The organism is Leisingera aquimarina DSM 24565 (assembly GCF_000473165.1).
Lineage (GTDB): Bacteria > Pseudomonadota > Alphaproteobacteria > Rhodobacterales > Rhodobacteraceae > Leisingera > Leisingera aquimarina.
The window spans coordinates 2,245,162-2,265,564 of record NZ_KI421504.1 but is presented as its reverse complement, the minus strand read 5'-3'; the positions used below and the strand labels follow the sequence as shown (position 1 = coordinate 2,265,564).

15 protein-coding genes and 1 pseudogene are annotated in these 20,403 nt (G+C 54.0%); 11 read left to right on the top strand and 5 right to left on the bottom strand.

Going from position 1 to position 20,403, the window contains the following annotated elements:
- Positions 1–5: 5 nt before the first annotated feature.
- The gene (locus AQUI_RS28140; RefSeq protein WP_051371912.1) at positions 6–884 is read left to right on the top strand and encodes an MBL fold metallo-hydrolase; all 879 of its coding nucleotides are present in this window, start codon (positions 6–8) and stop codon (positions 882–884) included.
- Positions 885–1,038: 154 nt separating this feature from the next.
- Positions 1,039–1,599: a glutathione S-transferase N-terminal domain-containing protein gene (locus tag AQUI_RS0115235; protein WP_027258270.1), complete on the top strand. Its 561-nt coding sequence runs from the start codon at positions 1,039–1,041 to the stop codon at positions 1,597–1,599.
- Positions 1,600–1,874: 275 nt separating this feature from the next.
- On the opposite strand, the gene AQUI_RS0115230 is transcribed toward AQUI_RS0115235, so the two are convergent.
- Positions 1,875–2,222 carry a hypothetical protein gene (locus tag AQUI_RS0115230; protein WP_027258269.1) on the bottom strand — a complete coding sequence of 116 codons (348 nt, stop codon included), beginning with the start codon at positions 2,220–2,222 and terminating at the stop codon, positions 1,875–1,877.
- Positions 2,223–2,539: 317 nt separating this feature from the next.
- On the opposite strand from AQUI_RS0115230, the gene AQUI_RS0115225 reads away from it, so the two are divergent.
- The 8 genes and pseudogenes from AQUI_RS0115225 to AQUI_RS0115195 all read left to right on the top strand — a co-directional run bounded on the left by AQUI_RS0115225 (position 2,540) and on the right by AQUI_RS0115195 (position 13,117).
- The gene (locus tag AQUI_RS0115225; RefSeq protein ID WP_084294424.1) at positions 2,540–5,152 is read left to right on the top strand and encodes a tellurite resistance TerB family protein; all 2,613 of its coding nucleotides are present in this window, start codon (positions 2,540–2,542) and stop codon (positions 5,150–5,152) included.
- Positions 5,139–6,449 carry an ATP-binding protein gene (locus tag AQUI_RS0115220; protein ID WP_027258267.1) on the top strand — a complete coding sequence of 437 codons (1,311 nt, stop codon included), beginning with the start codon at positions 5,139–5,141 and terminating at the stop codon, positions 6,447–6,449. Before AQUI_RS0115225 ends, AQUI_RS0115220 begins: the two co-directional genes overlap by 14 nt.
- Positions 6,450–6,458: 9 nt before the next feature.
- Complete coding sequence (locus AQUI_RS0115215; protein WP_027258266.1) at positions 6,459–8,651, top strand: DEAD/DEAH box helicase; 2,193 nt, start codon at positions 6,459–6,461, stop codon at positions 8,649–8,651.
- A 36-nt stretch (positions 8,652–8,687) separates the two neighbouring features.
- Positions 8,688–9,167: a hypothetical protein gene (locus tag AQUI_RS29330; protein ID WP_027258265.1), complete on the top strand. Its 480-nt coding sequence runs from the start codon at positions 8,688–8,690 to the stop codon at positions 9,165–9,167.
- Positions 9,168–9,856: 689 nt separating this feature from the next.
- Positions 9,857–10,429, top strand: coding sequence for a hypothetical protein (locus AQUI_RS31270; protein WP_169730801.1), 573 nt, complete (start codon positions 9,857–9,859; stop codon positions 10,427–10,429).
- Positions 10,430–10,441: 12 nt separating this feature from the next.
- A pseudogene (locus AQUI_RS32515) lies at positions 10,442–10,714 on the top strand (ABC-three component system protein); the annotation flags it as partial.
- The gene (locus AQUI_RS32510) at positions 10,707–11,222 is read left to right on the top strand and encodes an ABC-three component system middle component 5 (RefSeq protein WP_425411819.1); all 516 of its coding nucleotides are present in this window, start codon (positions 10,707–10,709) and stop codon (positions 11,220–11,222) included. The pseudogene AQUI_RS32515 and the gene AQUI_RS32510, both read left to right, overlap by 8 nt.
- Positions 11,219–13,117, top strand: coding sequence for an ATP-binding protein (locus AQUI_RS0115195; RefSeq protein ID WP_084294422.1), 1,899 nt, complete (start codon positions 11,219–11,221; stop codon positions 13,115–13,117). Before AQUI_RS32510 ends, AQUI_RS0115195 begins: the two co-directional genes overlap by 4 nt.
- A 669-nt stretch (positions 13,118–13,786) precedes the next feature.
- On the opposite strand, the gene AQUI_RS0115185 is transcribed toward AQUI_RS0115195, so the two are convergent.
- The 4 genes from AQUI_RS0115185 to AQUI_RS29325 are packed head-to-tail and all read right to left on the bottom strand — an operon-like array spanning position 13,787 to position 19,458.
- Positions 13,787–15,607, bottom strand: coding sequence for a TniQ family protein (locus tag AQUI_RS0115185; protein ID WP_084294420.1), 1,821 nt, complete (start codon positions 15,605–15,607; stop codon positions 13,787–13,789).
- A 1-nt stretch (position 15,608) separates the two neighbouring features.
- On the bottom strand, positions 15,609–16,580 hold the full coding sequence (locus tag AQUI_RS28130) for a TniB family NTP-binding protein (protein ID WP_035920024.1): 972 nt from the start codon (positions 16,578–16,580) through the stop codon (positions 15,609–15,611).
- Positions 16,581–16,583: 3 nt separating this feature from the next.
- Positions 16,584–18,788 (bottom strand): Mu transposase C-terminal domain-containing protein, encoded by a 2,205-nt coding sequence (locus AQUI_RS0115175; protein WP_027258260.1) that lies wholly within the window; start codon positions 18,786–18,788, stop codon positions 16,584–16,586.
- Entirely contained in the window at positions 18,781–19,458 is a 678-nt protein-coding gene (locus AQUI_RS29325; protein WP_051371911.1) for a PDDEXK family nuclease, read from the bottom strand. The genes AQUI_RS0115175 and AQUI_RS29325 overlap by 8 nt, the downstream gene beginning before the upstream one ends.
- A 402-nt stretch (positions 19,459–19,860) precedes the next feature.
- Between AQUI_RS29325 and AQUI_RS0115165 the strand changes: the two genes are divergently transcribed.
- Positions 19,861–20,361 carry a hypothetical protein gene (locus AQUI_RS0115165; RefSeq protein ID WP_027258259.1) on the top strand — a complete coding sequence of 167 codons (501 nt, stop codon included), beginning with the start codon at positions 19,861–19,863 and terminating at the stop codon, positions 20,359–20,361.
- The last annotated feature ends 42 nt before the right edge of the window (positions 20,362–20,403 follow it).

The following is a 20,403-nucleotide window of genomic DNA, read 5'->3' as shown; positions in this document are numbered from 1 at the left end:
TCCGGATGAACCATAAGATATTTGCCGCCCTCAGCGGCGTGATTGCCGCCGCAGGGCTGACCAACGCAGCCTTGGCGGCCAGCCCCAGGGTCACCACCCAGAAGCTTGCGGACAATGTCTACTCAATGGACGTGCTGCACTACAACAGCCTCGTCGTCATCGGAGAGAACGGCGTTCTGATCACCGACCCTGCCAATCCCTTCCGCGCCGGGCTGTTGCAGGCGGAAATAACCAAACTGACCAACCTGCCGGTCAGCAAGATCGTGATGACCCACGAACACTACGACCATGTGGGCGGCACTGGGGTGTTTCCTGAGGCCGAGATCGTGGTGCAGGAAAACTTTGAGATGTTCATGGATCAGGACCCGCTTGGCATGCTGCCCACGCGACTGGACGTGACCTTTTCCGAGTCGATGAGCATCGACATGGGCACCACCACAGTGGACCTGCACCACTTTGGCCCGGCGGATGGCATTGCCATCGCGGTGGTGCATCTGCCTGGGGAAGGCATCGTCGTGACCTCTGACATGTATGCGCCCAGATCGCTGACCCGCGGGCTTTTCCTGACCGACAGCAATTTGTTGGGCAATCGTCAGTTTCTGAACGAGCTGGCCACCTGGGATCTGAACTATGCGATCTCAACCCATTCCGGGGATATGTCGGTCAGCCATCTGATCGAGGGGGCCGCATTCCACAACGATCTCTACGATGCCGTCTATCCGGCCATCAAAAAGGTCTATGAGGAAAACCCCGCTGGCCTTGTGGATGTGGTCATTGAACTGGGTGAAACCGTGGCATTGCCGCAATACGAAAGTTGGCGGAACTATCAGGATCTGGGCGAACACGTCCGGAAAATGGGGTTTGCCATTACACATGGCGGCTGACTCAAACCTGCGCACCCTATTCTACTACAGGGTGATTCTGCCTCTTTCCCCCTCCGGATCACCGTGATGAAGCTCTATATCTTTGAAACCTGCCCTTATTGTATCCGCATCCGCGTCATAGCCGGTCTGAAAGGGCTCATGCCCGACCTCATCCATGTGTGCCCCCGGACAGATCCCGCCTGAACTGAACGGCCGGATCGACAGGCTGGCCGTCCCGATCCTTGTGGACGGTCAGACGCTAATCCAGGACAGCGCTGACATCATTCGTCATCTCGATACGCATGGCGCCCCGATGCTCCAATCCTATGGTACCAGCCATGCGCTGGAAGAATGGCGCACTTCCATCGCAGCACCGCTCAGCGCGCTTTGTTACCCCCGGATGCCGCAGCTGAATGTGCCCGAGTTGGCCTCGCCCGATGCCCTCGCCTTTTTTGAAAGCACAATGCCAAAACGGATTGGTATGTCGTTTGATGAGGCACTTGCCCAGACTTCTCGGTTTGCCCGGATCGTGGAAGCCGCGCTGCCCGGCGTCCTTCCGTTTCTGGAACTCCGCAACATCAGCTTTGACACATTGGCAGCGCTTGCAGACCTGCGGAGCCTCACCATGGTCGCAGAGATAAGCTTTCCGGAACAGGTTTTAATCCACTTCAATGACCTGATTGCCCGTGCAGGTGTCAAACCATTCACGCCAGTTACGGCGAAGGAAATTACGTGAGAGCCGGAAATGAACCGATAGTACATCCTCCAGAAAGGCGTGCACTCCAGCCCAGAGTTCCAGGGGTTTCTCGAGTCCTTCCGATGCACATACCTCAGATGTTTCCTGGCATTTCATAACTGAGCGAACGAGGATATTCGGGTTGCCTTGGCAGGCCAGTGCGCATCGCGTCCAGAAAGTCATTCCGGAAGCCCTGAGAAGGACTTCAATCGCTCCTGAATCTGCCAAGATTACTACGCCGAAACGTCGTCATGTTCACTGGTTGCCCCTGAATCTTACGTTGACAGCACCCAGCCCCTGTCCTGATCAAGCGTGTAAAGCTTTTCCGGCGCCAAGCGCTCCTGCAAACGGCACGCAACGAACTCCTCGTATTCCTGTGCTTCCTGAAATAGCTCGGCATAGTTGGTCTCTACGCCCTCGAACTCGACTTGGTTTATCATCGACATCAGCCCTGGTCTTCCTTGGGCATCAAGCCAATCGCGCCGGGCAATCATTGGGCCCCTTACTGAGCAAGCTTCCCCAGAAAGTTCAAAACGGACGCGCCCCTTTTCCTCTTCAAGCGTCAAAGTTCCATTGACGACAGCATCAATGACAAGTTTGATCAGGTTTACATGTGTGTTCATCTTTTTCCCTACGTTTGGTGTTGGCTTGAGGGACGTGTGTTCACTTCACAAAAAGACAAACAGGTTTGTTTGAGTGATCGGGGTCTCGCAATATTTGCAGACGAAATGCTGAAGTTCATTGGGTCGCAGGCACTTCAGAGCGGCAACATCGGAATCTATAAGGTGCCTCCTGTTGATGCTCCGATTTCTGCTTCGGCTTCTTTGCACCTGACTGCTGGGAGTACTACCCGTTCTTTAGCTCAGTTTCTTCAGCAACCTAAGCGATAGCTATTGCAAACCATGTGACGCGGTTTAGGGTCAGAAAAAAGGCCTTTTCCATGTCGACGATTATCAAGCTCCTTCGTGTGTTTTTCTTTCTTGCCCTGTATTTCGTTCTCTGCATGGTTGCAGTGGTCACTGTCTTCACAGACTGGTCGCCGGGCGCGCAGATGCTTTTCGCCTTTCTCACGCCCATTGCCTTGGTGTGGTGGGGCGAGAAAAGGCGAGCAAGAAGACACTCGCACCAGCCGACGTTTGATACCGAGACAGCCCCTGAACAGCCTGCAAACTCGTCAAAACGACCAAGTTCACCGCCTAAGAAGAGTCGATTTGAAAAACGCATTGACCAGGAGCGCGAACAGATACGCCAAAGTGCGGTCAGCGAGCGCGTAAAGCCGACAGCGGCAAACGTTTCAGTACGCACGATACCTGACGAGAGTGCTAATGCTCGCAGTCAAACAGGGCAGTACCGCCCTCCCAAGCAGGACTATGCTGCGATCATCAAAGCAGGAAGGTCCTCAGCATCCGAGCTTGCGGAGATTGCAGCAAGGAAAGAAGCAACAAAAGCCAAGTCTGCCAAGAAGAAAGCTACGCGTCGTACGGGCTGGGTGCCTTCATCTGAAACAGTTCAAATTGCGGGGCGAGACATTGGCGGGATGATCTATATTGGAACCCCTCCACGCCTCAACGATTTTGGATATCGGGACAAGTGCCGCGCATACATTGACCCCTCTCTTTCGGTTGCACGCAGTGGAACAGACTTGGCAGGTGACGAACTGCCATATTGGCCAAGTTATTCTGACATCTCCGCGAATAGTCGTGCCACATATCTTGATTGGCTGGCAGGCGGAGCCAAGGATGGACGGTATGATGCCGGATATATGTTCCTCTATTTCTACGGGCTGGAACGTCGTTTTTTCCTGGATAAACCAACTGAGGCAGAGAAACGGGAGATCTTGCAAGAGGTCCGTCGCCTCCAAAACCTATACCCCGACAATGGCTCGGTTCAGCGATACCTCGGTGAATTTATTCAACTCGCTCAAGTCTCTCTGAATGACGAAGCCTTAGATGAACCCCTCTTTGAGTTTCGTGGCTGGGACATACCACTGTCACTGAAAGTTGCCATTGGCGCGCGGCTGAACCGTGGTGAATTACTGTCAGCAGACTGGGTCTTAAGTTGGCTGCTATGCCATCCCGAACGTCGTATGCGCACACCTTCGACCCGATGCGCCGAAGAGTTTCGAACGCTATTCAGATTGCGCTTTGAAGACCGTTTCCCCGATGGCCTGAAAGTCAACAAACCACGCAAGCTGCTCAAGATCACCTATCAGGCGGCGTCGAGCGAGTTTCAGGGACAGCTTGAGCCGTTGATAGACGGAAACAGAGTTCCCGACATTTCTGGATTACGCAAACCGGTGGAAATCGCACAAGAAATCGCCGATGAAGTAATGGACGATCTGGACAAGCTTAGCCGGTATCTGGGTCGGAATCCTGATGGCCGTGGAAGTCTTGAAGCGCAGGCGCTGTTGCCGCAGGAGCTGTGGGACCTTTTCCCAAGCGACGAGTTAGAACAATTGAGATCATGGGTCGGCGCAATTGTTCACAACGGCGGCCTGGTGCCAGTTCTGGATGTAGTTGAGCAGCTTGAAGGCGAACGTCCCGAAAAACTGAGCAAGCGAACACTCACCGGGGTGGCGGATGCTCTGGCTCGGCTCGGCTATGGGTTTGCTCCTGACCCACGTTTCGCGCTGCGGTCACCCAAGCCCGGTGAGCCGGTAGTGCTTTTCGATCTGGGCGATGCAGTGGCGCAACTCGAAGACGTTTCGGATGGCTACCGCGCAGCATTGATTGAGATTGCACTGGGCTCCTTTGTGGCCCACTCTGATGGTCAGATCAGTGAGAGCGAAAGGAAATCGCTTCGCGCGAAGATCGCTGGTGTTGCAGGCCTCAGCGAGCAGGAACACCGCCGCCTTGCAGCCAATCTGGATTGGATGCTGGCCGTGCCTCCAGACTTGGCGCTGCTTAAGCGCAAGCTCAAGGATACCGGAGCCGAGGCACAGGCCTCCATCCGTTCGGCCCTGGTCGCGGCAGCACACGCTGATGGGATTATTCAGCCCGAAGAAGTGGCCGGAATCGAAAAGATCTATAAGTCTTTGGGTCTGGATCCGTCGCTTGTCTATTCGGATATTCATGCGGGCAATGTGAGCGATGGGCCTGTGCGGGTGCGGGCAGCAGAGCCCGGAGCGGCCGGAGAAGTCATTCCTGATGAGAAACCAGCTGGTGCACCGAAGCTGGACGCAGCGCGGATCGCCGCGATCCAATCTGACACTGCGCGGGTCTCATCGGTCTTGGGAGATATTTTCGACGAGGCATCAGAAGAACCTGAGGAAATCGGGAACGCCTCTGCGGTGCTTGCAGGACTGGATACCAAACAGACAAATCTTGTAAGGGCGCTTGTCGCTCAGGAGCATTGGACCGAAGAGGCATTTGAAGACCTGTGTCGTCAATCAGGGCTGCTCGCTTCAGGTGCCATTGAAGACATAAACGAGTGGGCGTTTGGAACCTACGACGAGGCACTTCTTGACGAGTACGACGGTTATGAAGTGGCGCCCGATCTGGCCCAAGAATTGAAGAAAAAGTTTGAAGAGGAGATCGACCATGTCGAGGCTTAAACCCCGTGAACGTGATGCCATTGTTCAAGCTCTGCGAGCAGGCGTCGTGCCCAAGTTGGGATTGCGACATATCCAGGTCGGACGGGTGCGCGAGATCGAAGAATTGGTCAAGGACATGGATCGTATCGCCGACGGAGGGTCCGCCATCCGGTTCATCATCGGCGAGTACGGTTCGGGAAAAACGTTCTTCATGAACTTGATCCGACTTGTGGCACTCGAGAAAGGACTGGTGGTTATGTTCGCCGATCTCGCTCCGGATCGTCGCATCCATGCAACCGGGGGACAGGCACGTGGTCTCTACGCGGAAATGGCCCGCAACCTCTCGACCCGTACAAAGCCCGACGGGGGAGCGCTGGCCAGCATTGTGGAGCGATTTGTCTCTACTGCACATCGAGATGCTGAAGCGCGTGACCTGCCGACAGGGAACGTCATCCGCGAGAAGCTTGCACACTTCGAGGAGTTGACTGGTGGGTTCGATTTCGCCGAAGTGGTCAGGCGCTACTGGGAAGGTCACGAAACTGGTGACGACGAGCTGAAATCTGCGGCGCTACGGTGGCTTCGCGGGGAGTATGCTACGCGCACGGATGCTCACAAGGCTCTTGGTGTCCGTACAATCGTCAATGACGCAAGTGTTTATGACCACCTCAAGCTGATGTCTGCATTTACGATAGAAGCCGGTTACAAAGGCCTGCTTGTTGGCATGGATGAGATGGTGAACCTCTATAAACTCACCTCTTCACAAGCCCGTAACGCCAATTATGAGCAAATCTTGCGCATCTTGAATGATGTGCTCCAGGGCAGCGCGCAGAACCTGGGGTTCCTGATGGGCGGCACACCGGAGTTTCTGATGAATACCCGACGGGGGCTTTACAGCTATGAGGCGCTTCAATCGCGCCTCGCTGAAAACACCTTTGCACGGGATGGTCTCGTGGATTTGTCCGGCCCAGTCATACGCTTGGCAAGTCTGACCCCGGAAGATCTGTTTGTTCTGCTGGCGAACGTTCGCCGCGTCATGCAGGGAGAAGAGGCTGCATTGCCTGACAGTGCGCTGGAAGCGTTTATGACACATTGTTCCGAGCGCATTGGAGAAGCCTATTTCCGTACCCCCCGTAACACTGTCACCGCCTTTGTAAACCTGCTTGCGGTTCTGGAACAAAACCCAGGAGTGATGTGGTCTGACCTGATTGATCAGATTGAGGTCGCTGACGATCAAGGAGATGACCTCAGTGACATCGACGAAGCTACCGGATCGCTGCCAACCGAGGACAATGACGACCTCGTCAGCTTCCGGCTGTAAATTAGCACGATGACGACTGCTTTCGATAAGCTCGCACACCCCGTTCAGAAATGGGTGCGTTCGAAAGGCTGGCGTGAGTTACGCCAGATACAAGCGGATGCGGTTCATACGGTTACTGGCAGTGACCGCGATGTCATCATCTCGGCTTCAACTGCGGGAGGAAAGACAGAGGCTGCATTTCTGCCGTTGATTTCACAGGTTTTGGACGATCCAGCCACCGTCAGTGGTTTTGATCTACTATACATCGGCCCTCTCAAGGCCCTGATTACTGATCAGGCCATGCGCCTTGAAGACCTCTGCCGTGACGCAGAGTTGCCGGTTTATCCTTGGCATGGTGATGTTTCCAGCAGCGTGAAATCCCGCGCAATGAAATCGCCAAAAGGCATTTTGTTGATCACACCTGAATCCCTTGAGGCATTGTTCGTCCGGCGCGGCCTCGAAATTCCACGCCTCTTTGGCGCAACGCGGGCAGTTGTGATCGATGAACTACATAGCGTTTTGGACAGTGAGCGCGGCGTGCAAATGCGCTCACTACTGACTCGGCTGGAAATAGCTGTGAAGCGGCCAATCCGCCGTATCGGCTTGTCAGCAACTCTTGGTGATATGAACATGGCCAGGGCTTACCTGCGGCCGGACAACGCCGATGCTGTCAAGTTAATCAAAGCTGAGGGAGGAGAGGCCGAACTTCTCTTGCAATTGCGGGGATACGTGTCTGGTGGTGAAGGTGAAAACACACCTTCGGCAACGGATGCCGTCTCTGAGCACTTGTTTCAGCACTTGCGTGGCAGCGACAACCTCGTTTTTGCAGGCAGGCGTGACCATGTCGAAGTATACGCAGACCGGCTGCGAGAGCTCTGTGAGAAATCACACCTGCCACAGGAGTTCTATCCACATCACGCCAGCCTTTCCCGGGAACACCGGGACTTCGTTGAAAAGCGGCTGAAAGACGCAAACCAGCCGACCACCGCTGTTTGCACTTCGACGTTGGAATTGGGGATCGACATCGGCGATGTGACCTGTGTCGCCCAAGTCGGAGCGCCTTTCAGCGTAGCGGCTTTGCGACAAAGGCTGGGGCGGTCAGGGCGCCGTGAAGGACAACCCGCGATCCTGCGCCAATATGCAATTGAAGCAAGGCTCGATAGCAAAAGCAGCTTTGTGGATCAGCTAAGGCTCGGTTTGGTCCGGTCCATTGCGATGATCGAACTGTTGCTCGAGGGGTGGTGCGAACCCCCGAGACCGGATGCTCTCCACCTATCCACGCTGGTTCACCAGGTTCTTTCCGTCATTGCAGAACGCGGAGGAGCCCAAGCAAGCAGGCTCTATCGCCTTTTATGTCAGGAAGGACCGTTCCGACAGGTCGACACGGACTTGTTTTTGGATGTTCTCAGGGCAATGGGACGAGCTGAAGCCGGTCTGATCGAACAGTCTTCTGACGGTCTTCTCTTGCTGGGGGCTGCGGGGGAGCGTCTGGTCGAGCACTACAGTTTCTACGCTGTGTTCAAGACGCCCGAAGAGTTCCGCCTTGTAGCAGACGGGAAAGAGCTTGGGACTCTACCTATTGAGAACATCCTGTCTCCGGGCATGCTTCTCATTTTCTCTGGGCGCAGATGGGTAGTCCAGGAAATCCATGATCTGGAAAAAGTCATCTTTGTGAAACATGCAAAGACTGGCGTTCCTCCATTGTTTGGTGGCGACCCGGGAATGATCCATGACCGAGTTATTGAAAAAATGTTTGAAATCTTCGAGCGCGATTTTGAACCGGCGTATATGGACCAAGTCGCTTTAGGGCTACTCAAAGAGGCTCGCAGCAGTTTTCGGCGCTGGGGTTTCTCAGGTGCAAATGTCGTGGAACTCGGACAAACCTCGCACGCTCTCGCAACCCGTTGCGGAACTGTCAAATCGACCACATTGGCCTTGGCACTGGGCGCTGTCGGATTTGAGGTCGAGCAGTATGACGGCTTCCTCATAGTAGATGCAGGAGAAGCTGGAACGTCGCTGCATCAAGCTCTTGCCCGACTATCATCAAATGAGGCTGTGGATTTGTTTGCGCATTCGCCAAATCTGGTATTCGAGAAGTTCCATGGCTATCTGACCGAGGGTTTGCTTGCCCAGGACACACTTTCATCGCGCTTGGATATTGCATTTCTTCAAAAGAGTTTGTGCGGCACTGAAGGTTACCGAGAAACCTCGGCAATGAGGTGATCATTCTGAGCACGAAGGAAAATAGGGGAGAAGAAATTGACCAGCCAAGATGTTGACAATTCGAAAGCCGAAGAAGTCTCTGACGAGGGTATCAAACTGTTCAAAGTTATGATGCGCTTGGAGTTCGCACTGAAAGATATCGGCTACGGGAAACCTGGACGGAGGCAAGTTGCTGAGGTGAACTGGGAGGAATACACCAACGAAAAGCTCGGCGCTCCGTTTTGGGCGAAATTCAAGGACACTCAGGAACTACAGGTCTTGATAGAAACCCCGCCGAAAAAACAGGTCATTGATGAGACTGGAAGATTGATCTGGGAGCAACATGCGAAAGTCACGTCAATTCAAGATCTAATCAGCGCGATGCGGCGCGTGCGGAACAATCTCTTTCATGGCGGGAAAAGTGGCGACCCTGATGCTGATCGCAACCAGCGTCTCTTTGCAGCGACACTTTTCCTTGTCGATCAGATACTGCGCGAAGACGACGTCCTGCAAACAAGTTTTAGTGGACAATACTGATGCGCTCGCATGCGAGGTAGGAAGAGTCCGTGACTACAATCGGCTTCTTGCGGCCCAGACCAGGCGATGGAGCACCTCCAGAACCTTTTTGGATCCGATATGCGTCCCAACAACGCCAGCACCTGATGCATGTGAGCAGCCAAGGCGAAAAGGTGGAGAGGTCCGAACGATCAGAAAGCTCAATGCAATGATCGGAGACTTGGGATCAATTGATGGTTGCAGGTATGAGCCAAGAGTATATCCTGGCGATCAAAGGTTTAGCCCCGAATTCGAGCAAATGCATTGAAGCAAATTTTTCCTACCAACTGTACCACCCCCCCAAAGCATCCAAAGTTAGATATTGTGTTTATCCACGGGCTTGGCGGTGATATCGAGAAGACTTGGTGCCTGCGCAAAGGCGCGTTTTGGCCCCTTTGGATCTCGGAAGACTTCGCAGATTGTCAGGTCTTCGTAGCGGGCTACGACTCCTCAAAATTCGCAAGTATTCTCAAGGGAAGTGGCGTTTCCATCCAAGACATTGCGACCATGATTGCAGACGACCTAATTTCCAGGCATGTTCGCTCACCAAACCTCCTATCATCTGTCACAGCTTAGGGGGCCTGATCGCCAAACGAATTCTGCGCAAGTATGAGGACTCGCTTGATTCAGACTTCACGGAGCTTGGTCGATCAATCAAAGGTATGGTGTTTTTGGGAACCCCCCATCAGGGTGCAAAAGTTGCTACTGCGATTGACGCTGTCCTAAGAGACTTTACGAGCCAACAGGCTAAGCAACTCCTGTACGCTGAAGATGCACTACTCGACTTAAACAGCCACTTCCGGAACACAGCAAACCGTAAGGGATTAGTCGTTAAGTCTTTCTATGAAACAAAGGACACTTGGGGAATTCGGGTAGTAGATCAGGTTACGGCGGACCCCGGAGTTCTGGGAAGTGAACCCATAGCTGTAGAGGCTAACCACACGAACATTTGCAAACCTGAAAACAAAGAATCCAGAGTTTACAGGTCAGTATCCACCACTATCAGAAAGGTCTTAAGCCAAACCGGCCAAGCAACCGGAGGCGGCGGATCTTCGACAGGAGACGTCGTCTCTTCGAAGGAGAAGGTTCATGAAAATAGCGACCCACTGGCTGACTGCTCGCAGGTAATTTTGTCTGACTATGAATACTTCACCACAGTTGCCGCAGAAGACAGGCGAGACCTAAAAACAAAATTGGAAGACGCACACAGAGAGTACTTGGTTCGGGATGCTCGGCGTAAATAGGAGCGGTTCGCCTCAGAGCTACGAAGCCGCCTCGCTCAACCTGCCGCCATCACACGCTACACCAAGCTGATGTCTGATGTGGAGTCTCGTTTCAATAGGCATGTAACGAGAGTTATCGCTGAATCGGGAGACCACAAAGCAATTGATGATGAAATACAAGACAACGTTATCGCTCCTTGCGTGAAAGCCCATTCCACACAGGACCATGAAATTACAGCCAACCATGTAGATGAAGTACTTTATTATTTAGCAGGGAATTGCCATTTGGCCTGGGACAATGACTGATTACAGAATTTGGCACTCGTCGCGCGATCCCTACCATTGCGCATTTCGAATAATCTCTCTTCTCAAGGAAGACGGCGGAGCCATACGGGTTGAAAAACTGCGGATCCTGGACATGTTTTTCCTTTACCCCCCACTCCTTTACCGTCTCTCACTACCTAACGAACAAAAGTCTAACTTTAGAAAACTAAAGATTACTCATCCCAACAAGTACTTCATCCGATTGCCCGGGACCGCCGCAATTTGGCAAGACTTGCAAGTGTTTCAATCCACGGCACTTAAACAACTTACAGGTCGCGGTCTCTTAAGGCGAGACTCCCTTCGAGACCATCGCGCTCACTTAATGCTTGAGAATGTCCCCCAATCGATACTTCAAGCAGTAGAAAGGCAACGGATGGCAGAAAAGTATCTGCTTTCCTTTCTGATCAAAGACGTTGGAAACTTGCCAGTCACCGGCCCCAAGGGCCTGGTGAGGAGAGCCGGCATTCCGGCGCGAGGGCCTATTCTATGACTTCCAGACTTCGCCTCAATCGGCTTCTTGTCACCCGCGGCAGCTCAGCACTCTACGACGAGACCTTCCACGATGGTGTCAATATCATCCATGGCTCTAACGGAGGTGGTAAATCAACGATTGCTGACTTTATTTTCTTCGGCCTTGGTGGGGACCTAACGGAGTGGAAACCATCAGCATCCAGGGCTGAAAACACACTTATTGAAATCACAACACCGTCAGGAAAAATGACTTTGCGGCGTGCGGTATCAACCAAGAAAACACGTCCAATGGAAATCTACTTCGGAGAAATGCAGCAAGCACTTGAGAGCGGATCAGGAAACTGGCAAGAACTACCTTACATGCGCCCAGAACACGGCTACAGTTTTAGCCAAGTTCTTTTCAAGGCCATGGGCCTGCCGGAAGCAATAAGTGATGGCTCCAGCAACATCACCATGCACCAAATACTGAGACTGCTTTATGTTGATCAGCTCACGCCAGTTCAGAGAATTTTCCGAGTAGAAAGCTTTGACAAGTGGCAAACCCGCCAAGCAGTTGGCGACCTCCTTGCTGGTGTCGGTGGTTACGACCTCTTCGAAAAGCAAATGAAGCTCAGAGAAGTCAGAAAGAAATATGATTCCGCTGTCACGCTGTACAGAAACCTTGTGTCTGTAGCTTCCGGGTACGGCGAAAAAATCCTCACTGAACACATCGAAACTGCGATGAAAGCATCTCAGGAGGAGCGCTCAAATCTCCTTGCCGTGATCGAAAACTTGCTGACAAACAGTGAGATCGAAGAGGAGCCGCCTGAAATTGCCAAGAACAGAAAGGAAGCGACCAGGGCATATAACTCAGCAAGACGACAAGTGCGCGATCTCGAAGATGACGTTGAAACATTGGGATATGAAATTGATGACGCCGATGGCTTCATAGAGCATTTAGAACAATCTCTTAGAGACTTCGAGGTGGCATCTGAAACGTTTTCCGCATTAGGTCACTTGGATTTTGAATACTGCCCGTCCTGTTTTGCTCCCGTCCAGACTAAAGAAGTAGGTCATTGTCAACTTTGTGACACGCCGCGATCTAAGGAGGAGGACTCTTCCAGGACTCTTGCTGTTAAGTTAGATCTCCAAATGCAGTTAAAAGAATCCCTTTCCCTGCAAGCTGAACGTGTTTCCGAACTGAAGGAAAAAAAATCCACCCTAAAAGTAGCGAAACGCGCACTGCGAAAGACCGCAGCAACTTTGGAGTTTTCTCGATCGAGCTCATCTTTTGGGAGAGAAGCAGAGGTCGCAGAGTTAAGTCGGAAAATAGGTTTTATTGATAGCGAGCTCGAGAGCTTGCAAAAGAGACTCGAAATTGCAGAAAAGATAAAATCTGCATCCGACGCCAAGGAAGACCTCAACAACCAACTAACAAGATTGAACAACGAGATAACGTCTATAGAGCGAAAGCAGGGAGCGCGAAAAGCAAAGGCATATTCTACAATTTCAACTGAAGCCAAAAAGCTTTTGGATGAAGATCTGCAGGAGTACAGCGACTTTGGAAAAGTTGAACACGTTGAATTTGATTTTTCAGAAGATTGGATGGCAATAAATGGTGAGAAAAATCGCGCCGGCAGCGCGAGCGGTATGATTGTTCTAAAAAACAGCTTTGCTGCTGCTATGTTTCGATCATCACTTGTTGACAAGAAGTTCAAACTTCCGCGCTGGATGTTGTTTGACAATATCGAAGACAAAGGGATGGTCGAAGAAAGGTCCTGGAACTTTCAGAGACTGCTAATAAAGCTCTCGCAGGAGAGCAAAGAACCTCATCAACTTATCTACACAACGTCGAAAATTGCGCCTGAGCTCGAGAACTCAAAGCTGGTAGTCGGCCGCAAATACACGCGGGATAGCCGATCACTCAGAAATTGAGCGTAAAACTTCGGATGTCACTTAATGAATGCCAAAGTATGCTGCGCCGAGAACGGACTGCCAACGTTCCGATAGTCTGCGCCTCGGTAAAACGGCTCTTCCGCATTCCTCTGCTCCTTCAGGGTTGGGCGAACTCTACATCATGTTGAGGGATTTCGCGGGGAGCAGGACAGGCGCCATACCCTGATTTAGACTGCCAATCACCAAGTTCGGCCTCAATTCCTCGACCATCCTTGAAGACTGCAGCGTTAAACAACGTTTTGGAGTCGCTCTTGGAAACCTGCTGGAAACGATTGCAGGAAGTACGCAAACAGAAAAGCCACCGCCCTCAGGGAGCAGTGGCAAACTTTTAGTGGTCAGAATTGCAGTTTAAGCTGGTCAAATTGCAAACTGATGCGAGCTTTCACACCATCCGAACAACAGTTGTAAGTGTAAGTGATTAGTGGCCACTGCCCCTTCGCCACGTCTCCTTAACCCATTGGTTTCTCGTTACCACACTGCTGAAGAACTCCACTAATTTGGCCACTATGATAGCATATGCTGGCCACTTTTTGAGTTCCCGAAGCGGAAGCCGCCGCAGATCGAGATCCGTCAGCAGAAACAGAAAAGGCCGCCCCGAAGGGCGGCCCTATTCTTTGATCGGATGTATCTTGGTATCGCGCTCGCAGATCAGCTCGGCAGGCACTTTGCGATATCCGAAACTTTGTAGATATCTGCGCCGACCTCTCGCCAGGGAAGGACCGGCTTCACTCCAACTTTCTTCAGCGAAACCTTCAGCTCCTTGACTCCAGGCCCATGTTTTTCAGCGGCACGAGCAAGCGTTGTGAACCGCGCGTCAAAAGCTGAGACGGTCTCAGGTAGAAACCGCGTGATCGTGAATGCAGAACTGACACCCGCAATTTTTTGAGGTGTCAGCGAAACCTCTTCGGGATAGCGATCCACAAGTTCCCATCCCGCATCCCTGGTAAGCTTGAGGGCGGCGAACGTCTCTGTTGCGGTCATACCGAGCAGGGTTGCAGCCGCGACCGCCTTTACTTCGGAAGGACAGACACGCAGTCCTCCTATGCCAGGGACGCCTCCGATACGGGCAACGCTCTGAAGACAACCCGCGAGGATCAGTTGCACTACACACACGCCAGGGATCTTTGCCTTCTCCGCCGCCTTCGCGATCGTCACCAATCCCGAGACATCCCCGCTCAAAGTAGCTTTCGCGGAAAGTGCATCCGTCAAATCAACGACCTCATCACCATCCACCCCCTTCTGAAGCTTGCCGTTGATACCAGGCGTTCCGTAGTAGATTGGCCTCAAAAGACGTTCGGCGCACAGTTGGTCGACCATCGGCCGGGTGCAGTTCAGAGCGTCGGGTAGCTTGGTAATCTTGACGATGCGCTTTACGCGTGCGGCGACCGCCCGTCCGATTTCCACCGGAATAGCGAAGTGCGAGGCAGCATCTTCTGGAATGATATTTTGCCCTACCAGCATGCTATGCAGCCGCCGGGGGTCGTGGTCGGTCTCCAATGCCAGCGAAGCCACGGTGTGCAGACGGCGCTCAAGCAGCTTTTTTCCCAGCACTTTGGTGTCAGCGGGCATCGCAATCCGGTCCCAGATGAACTCCCGCAGGATGCGTGCGATATCACCCGGCTCCTTCAAGGACTTGGAATATGCCAGTGCCTTGTAGAAGCATCCGAAAATCTTGCGCGCGCCCGGTGTGCCCTTCGACGTCGAGAACCGGTCGAACTGCTGCTGTAGCGCCTCACGAATACCAGCCTCGCCTCTGGCGGTGAAGGCATAGCCAGTGCGCCCTGCTCGGTCCCAGTCGTCGGAGGCCAGAGCAGGCAAGTTTTGCTCTGCACCGAACTCAAGGAGCACGCCGAGCAATTCGGTCGCGCGGACAGCCTGCTCCAGGGATTGAGCGTCAAGCCACTCGGGTCCCTCACGACCTTCAAGGCGATGCAGCACGTAATCCTGAAGGGGCGACGGAACACGCCGCGGCGCCGATGCCACAATGATCTGCAATGCCTCACCACGTTCGGGGACGAGGTGGTCAAGAGACTGAAGACGATCATTCCAAGCACGCGTCACATTACGCTGAAGGGCGATCTCATGCACCGGGCATGTCCGCATAACAGCCAGCGCCCACGACCAATGTGCACAGCGCTCTCCACGTTGATCATCCTCGTGAAGGCACGCCGGGCAGTATACAATTTTTGGGCTCGACAGAAACTCGGCACTCACCGTCTCGCCGCGCAGGTCATACTCTCGCTCACCCAGTGCTATTGGTGCATTCTGCCGCAAGATTTCTGCCGAAACACCAGAAACCTCCGCCAAGCGCTCAAGTGCCTCCGGCTTATTCCAAACCATATCGAGCGGATCTATGCCGAAGTCTTTCGCCACAGAGATCAGCGGGCTCCTGGCATGAAAGGCACTCAAGCGGTTTCCGAAGGAAATGGGTGTTTCATGTGCTTCGAAAGGAAGGAACGGCAAGAGCATGTCAGCGGCCCCCTCTCGCCGGCGAGCCTGGGAACTGCCCGAGGTCGATTTGCGCCCAGTTCTTCGCGAGGAAGACATTTTGCCCTTGCTCGCAGCCCTCACGCTGAGCCCATGCCTGTGCGAAATGATGCACGTCCAGAAAAGCATCGCCGGCATAGGCAGCTGTTTCGAGCGCCGCCAAGGTATATTCGATGAAGCGCCCGAAGCGGCCCCTACTGGCGTGCACGAGACGCTCCAGCAGGTCGCTGGACACTGGAGCCTCCACTCCCACTTCCTTGCACAGTGTTCGGACAATCGAGTTGAGCATCTTCTCATCCGAAACAGCGGTCACTGATTTCAGCGGCATCTTGCTGAAGCGGCGGTTGAGTTGTTCGTCGCTCGAAATCAGCGTCCACAGCGTGTCGATGCCGCTCAGGATGAGTCCGACCGCACCCACGCCCTGCATCAGGTTCTTCGTGGACTTCACGGTTGTCTGAACCTTGTGAGGCGTCCCCCCACCGATCAAGTCGTGCGCCTCATCGATCCAAACAATCAGCACGCCACACAATTGCAAGCGGTGCCGGAGGAGCTTCGTGATCTCTTGTTCCGACTTCGACCACGATACGTCCGCGTAGCCAGTGGCCATGAGCAGCTCGATCAGCAGGCTCTTCGGGGTAGCAGGGCTCGGAGCATTGATTTTAATGTATGGCAGGTGCCCTTCAAACTCGGGCTCGAGGAAGGGGTGCCGAGAAAGCCCCTTCTCGATCAAAGTAGATTTTCCTCCCCCTGGGGCTTCGATGACCGCGAGACCTTTGGCGTCCCCGGTCCCGGGATCTTTCCGCAGCGCAGCCGTCAACGCGCCGGTATCGTCGCGGGCGAAAAGACGGTCCAGCTGATGCCGGAAGTCTTTGTCCCGTCCAGTGGGAATATACTTGCTTGCGGCCCGGTCCACGGCTGCGAGAGCCGGGGCCGGGATCGAGGTCATCATGGTCATCGGTTACTTGTCCCAAAGTGTCAGAAATTCCCCATCATCATCATCATCGTCACCGTCCGAGGAGGCGGGATGATGCTCGACGGGAAATTGGAACGGCTCCGCCGGGACGGAAGAAATTTCTGCCGGGTCGTGTACTTTTTCTTCCGCCGCCTGCGCGGTCGAGGCCGCTGTAGGCAGCGCCTCGCCCCAGCGGTGTTCGGCGATGGAGCCGGTAAGCTCGTCCTCATCTTCGGCGATCCCGAAACCTGTGAACATGGCTTGCTCTTCACGCTCGATCCGATCAGCTGACCAGTCCTGCTGCACGACCCCTACGCGTTTCATTGCCAGACCGTTCTGTTCCGCTACGAAGTCGAGAGCTTTCTGAACGACGGATGCCTTCGCCTTTGCAGCGCATTCGTGCTGAAAACGCAGCTGGCGTCGTGCGATCAACCATTGCTGCGCAGAAACGCCGTGGAAGCGTTTGTGAACCGCGGTTACGGGGCACCAGGCGTCCCCGATCTTGACCCAAATCGCCCCGATGTCTTCGGGATACCAACGAACCACCATTTGTGTATCATTGCTGTGCATCATGTGCTGCGCGAGCGTCTTCGAATGATAGCGCACACCAAGGACCGTAATCCCGTCCTTGTGCAGGACACGGCTGATTTCCTGGCCGAAGATCAGACGACGGCGAGGCAGTGAGGGTGGCGGTGTGACGCCATATTTGGCCGTCAGGCGATGCCAGCAATTGCGCGGTGTTTCACCATCCAGCCCCTCGTGAGGCGTATTATGGTAGATATCGACGATCCATCGCACCAGAACTGCACAAAGCTGATCGGCAGTTAGCGCGGCTTTCTCTTCTGGATTGCTTGAACCGCGACGTAGAATGTCTCCAAACGTGCACCCCGAGAGACGTGGCATCAGTCTTGTCGAGAAGGTTCGGAAGACACGCTCGATGTAGGGCTTCAACCACGGGGCTGCCGCCGGAGTGTGCAGCACATTGACCCCGACGTCGTGCATCCGCGCCCGGAAGTCATGGCCGACGAATTGCTTGGCACAATCGGTGACAAGCGTGCCGATCATCCCGAATTGCTCCCAAGGTTCGAGCGCGCCAACTGCATCTGACCAAACGCCCTTGTCACGCATCGCCATTTCAGCGGTACGCAATGCGCTCTGAGCTGTCGGGGTGCGCGAAAGGTTCATCCCAATGATGCAGCGGGTGCGAATGCACAAGGCGACAGTCATCCACCAACGCCCCTGCGTGCCATCTAAACCAAAGGCCGCCTTCTCATCGTCACTAAAAAAGTTCAGCAGCCCCGAGTCCGCCATGAGAGAGATTAGGTCGATTTGCTGCTCATCCATTTCAACCCGCTGCAAGGGGCGTTCGACGTCGATCCCTTGGCCCACTGGTGAATACGCTCGGCGCGCAGCGTCCTTGCCATCACGCGACAGCTTCACCCGGAAAGGGTCGAGAGATGCGATAGCATTGCGGATGGTGATCCGCGACGGACACACCAGTTCAGGCAGGCCTTCCGCTTTGCGTTGCTCGTTTTCTGCGACGAATGCCGCGCGAACATCGGCAACAATGTTGGCAGGTGATTTTTTCAGATCGCTGAGATAGCCAAGGACGGTGCGATACATGAGCTCACGCTCACCACCAGTGATCCGCCGGTCGTAATTCCCCCGATCAGACACGCTGTCATAAAGCGCTGCAATACCATGATACTCGTAGCCTTTGAGCCAGCGCCGTAAAGAGCGCGCGCTGACCTCCTCGGGAGTTGCCTGCGTCGGCAACATTCCTGGAAGTGTCGTCTCTTTCATGATCTTTCCGGCGCGGAAACAGATTTTCTCCATCATGCTTTTGATGGATTTGTCGGTTCGCTTTACCTCCTTGGCGTCATAGAGTTCGAGGAAGGCCAAGACGAGAGCTTCCCGAGTTGCGGCGCGCTCCTTCTCTTTCGCGCTGAACAGACTCAGCAACTGCGTCGGAATCGTGGTTGCTTGCTCGCATGTAGGTCCAGGCTTGTGTTCGAACTTCCCCTTGTCCAGCCAACGTGAAATCTGGCTGTTGTTGAAAGACTGAAGAATGCCATTCCCGTCAGCGGGCCTGAATAGGTGCTCGTTGCCACGAGTTTCGAAGTATTGATATTCACGGCCGTCGATGAGAATTTCGTCGGCAGGGGTGAATGCGTAGCGAGTGGAAAGCGGACTGGGGCTGATATCAAGCATCTTGCTTATTCCGTGTCACTGAGGCGTCGTAGGAGATCTTGATGCCGTCGGGGATTGCGAGGTGACGGTCGCGGATAAGCCGAACAACAGCGCGGAAACCTTGGCCGCCGTGGCCAATCGCTTCGACCAGATCGGAGATCCGGACCGCGCCGATGATCGGCTGCACGACACGAAGCGCTGCGCCGTCCACCGCAGGATCGGGCCAGCGCATCTCGTGCATCATCTCCGCGTTGTAGAATTCGGCCGTGGTGAAATGCTTCTCGGTCATAACCATCACCCGCTCAGCGAAATCCGCGTTGACTTGGCTGGCGATCAGACGCAGTTCTTCCGATACACTTGGAGAACGGAAACGGTAATCTGACTTCACCATGATCGCGTGACGTGAGCCGTCGGTATGCGTGGCGAGGAAATCAAAAAAGTGTGTTGCAGGCCGCCCATCGGCGTTCAGGAACGCGAAGGGCACTTGGTTCTCGACATGCGTCACTTCGGGCCGCGCCAGAAGCGTCAGGGCGACCTGAAACTCCGTGTAGCTCTCGATATCCATGCAGGTGCCTTCGTCCGGCCCGACATTGAGCTGACCGGTGAAATGCTCCCGGCGACCCTTTGCGACCTTCCGTGAGGCCATCGACGGCCGTGGAAGGCAGATGCTACCGTCCGGCAATTCCAACATATGGTGTTCCTCCTCGATGGAGCGCGACCGCGCTCGTTTGTGGCGAGCCGGGCACACCTTTGCGCACCCGAACTGACGAGAAGATTGGCCTTTTTCAGAAATGCAGAAGGAATTTCTAACGGCGAATTAGTGCGTTGATTTCAATTGAAAAAACATCCATCATCGCACAATGCGCCGCGTATGCATGCCGAAGAATGTCGGCTCAGCAATCGCCAGGATCGAGACGAGAGGGGAGCGCCGAGGCTCGTCTGACACCCGACAGCAGCACTTTCGACTCACCCAACACGCATGCCTCGACCGATGCACGCAGCGCGCATGATGCGTGTCAGTCCGTGCCACCAATGGCTCTGGGCCCCGCGCACGAAGAATATTCAGCGAAACACATTTCATAGGAGAAAACAGATGACTGATGAGCAAATAAAAGCAGTTCTCGACGACCTGGCACAGCTCAGCCTGCGGCATGGAGTGAGGATACGTGCTTGCGACATCGGCTTGCTCATTGAACAACACGATGGAGTTGAGGGTTACTACGCGTGGAGGAATTCCGCTCCTGATGGATGGGTAGCTCACGCAAGTCTCGGGGGAGGTATGCCGGATGACGTCAACAGCATCGACATCAACAAGCACAGCAATCACGCAAAAGTTGAGATTGTTGGGTCAAGCATCGACCGCCCCTCAGTAAATCCAGAACTGATCGAGGTCAGGCCGTACAGCGTTCGAAATGGGCATGTCAGCGTAGAAGTGTCATATGGTGGCGTGATTGTTCGAGATATGTATGTACCTGAAAAATCTACGATCTCAACCTACCTGGACACGGCAAAAGCGGTGATCAAAAATTTCCGTAAGAAGCTATCGTCACATCAGCAAATGCGCATCCTTGAAGCAGAGCAGAAACACTGGTGACGGCTTGGCATCCTGACCGGTACCAATCATAGTGATGCGACC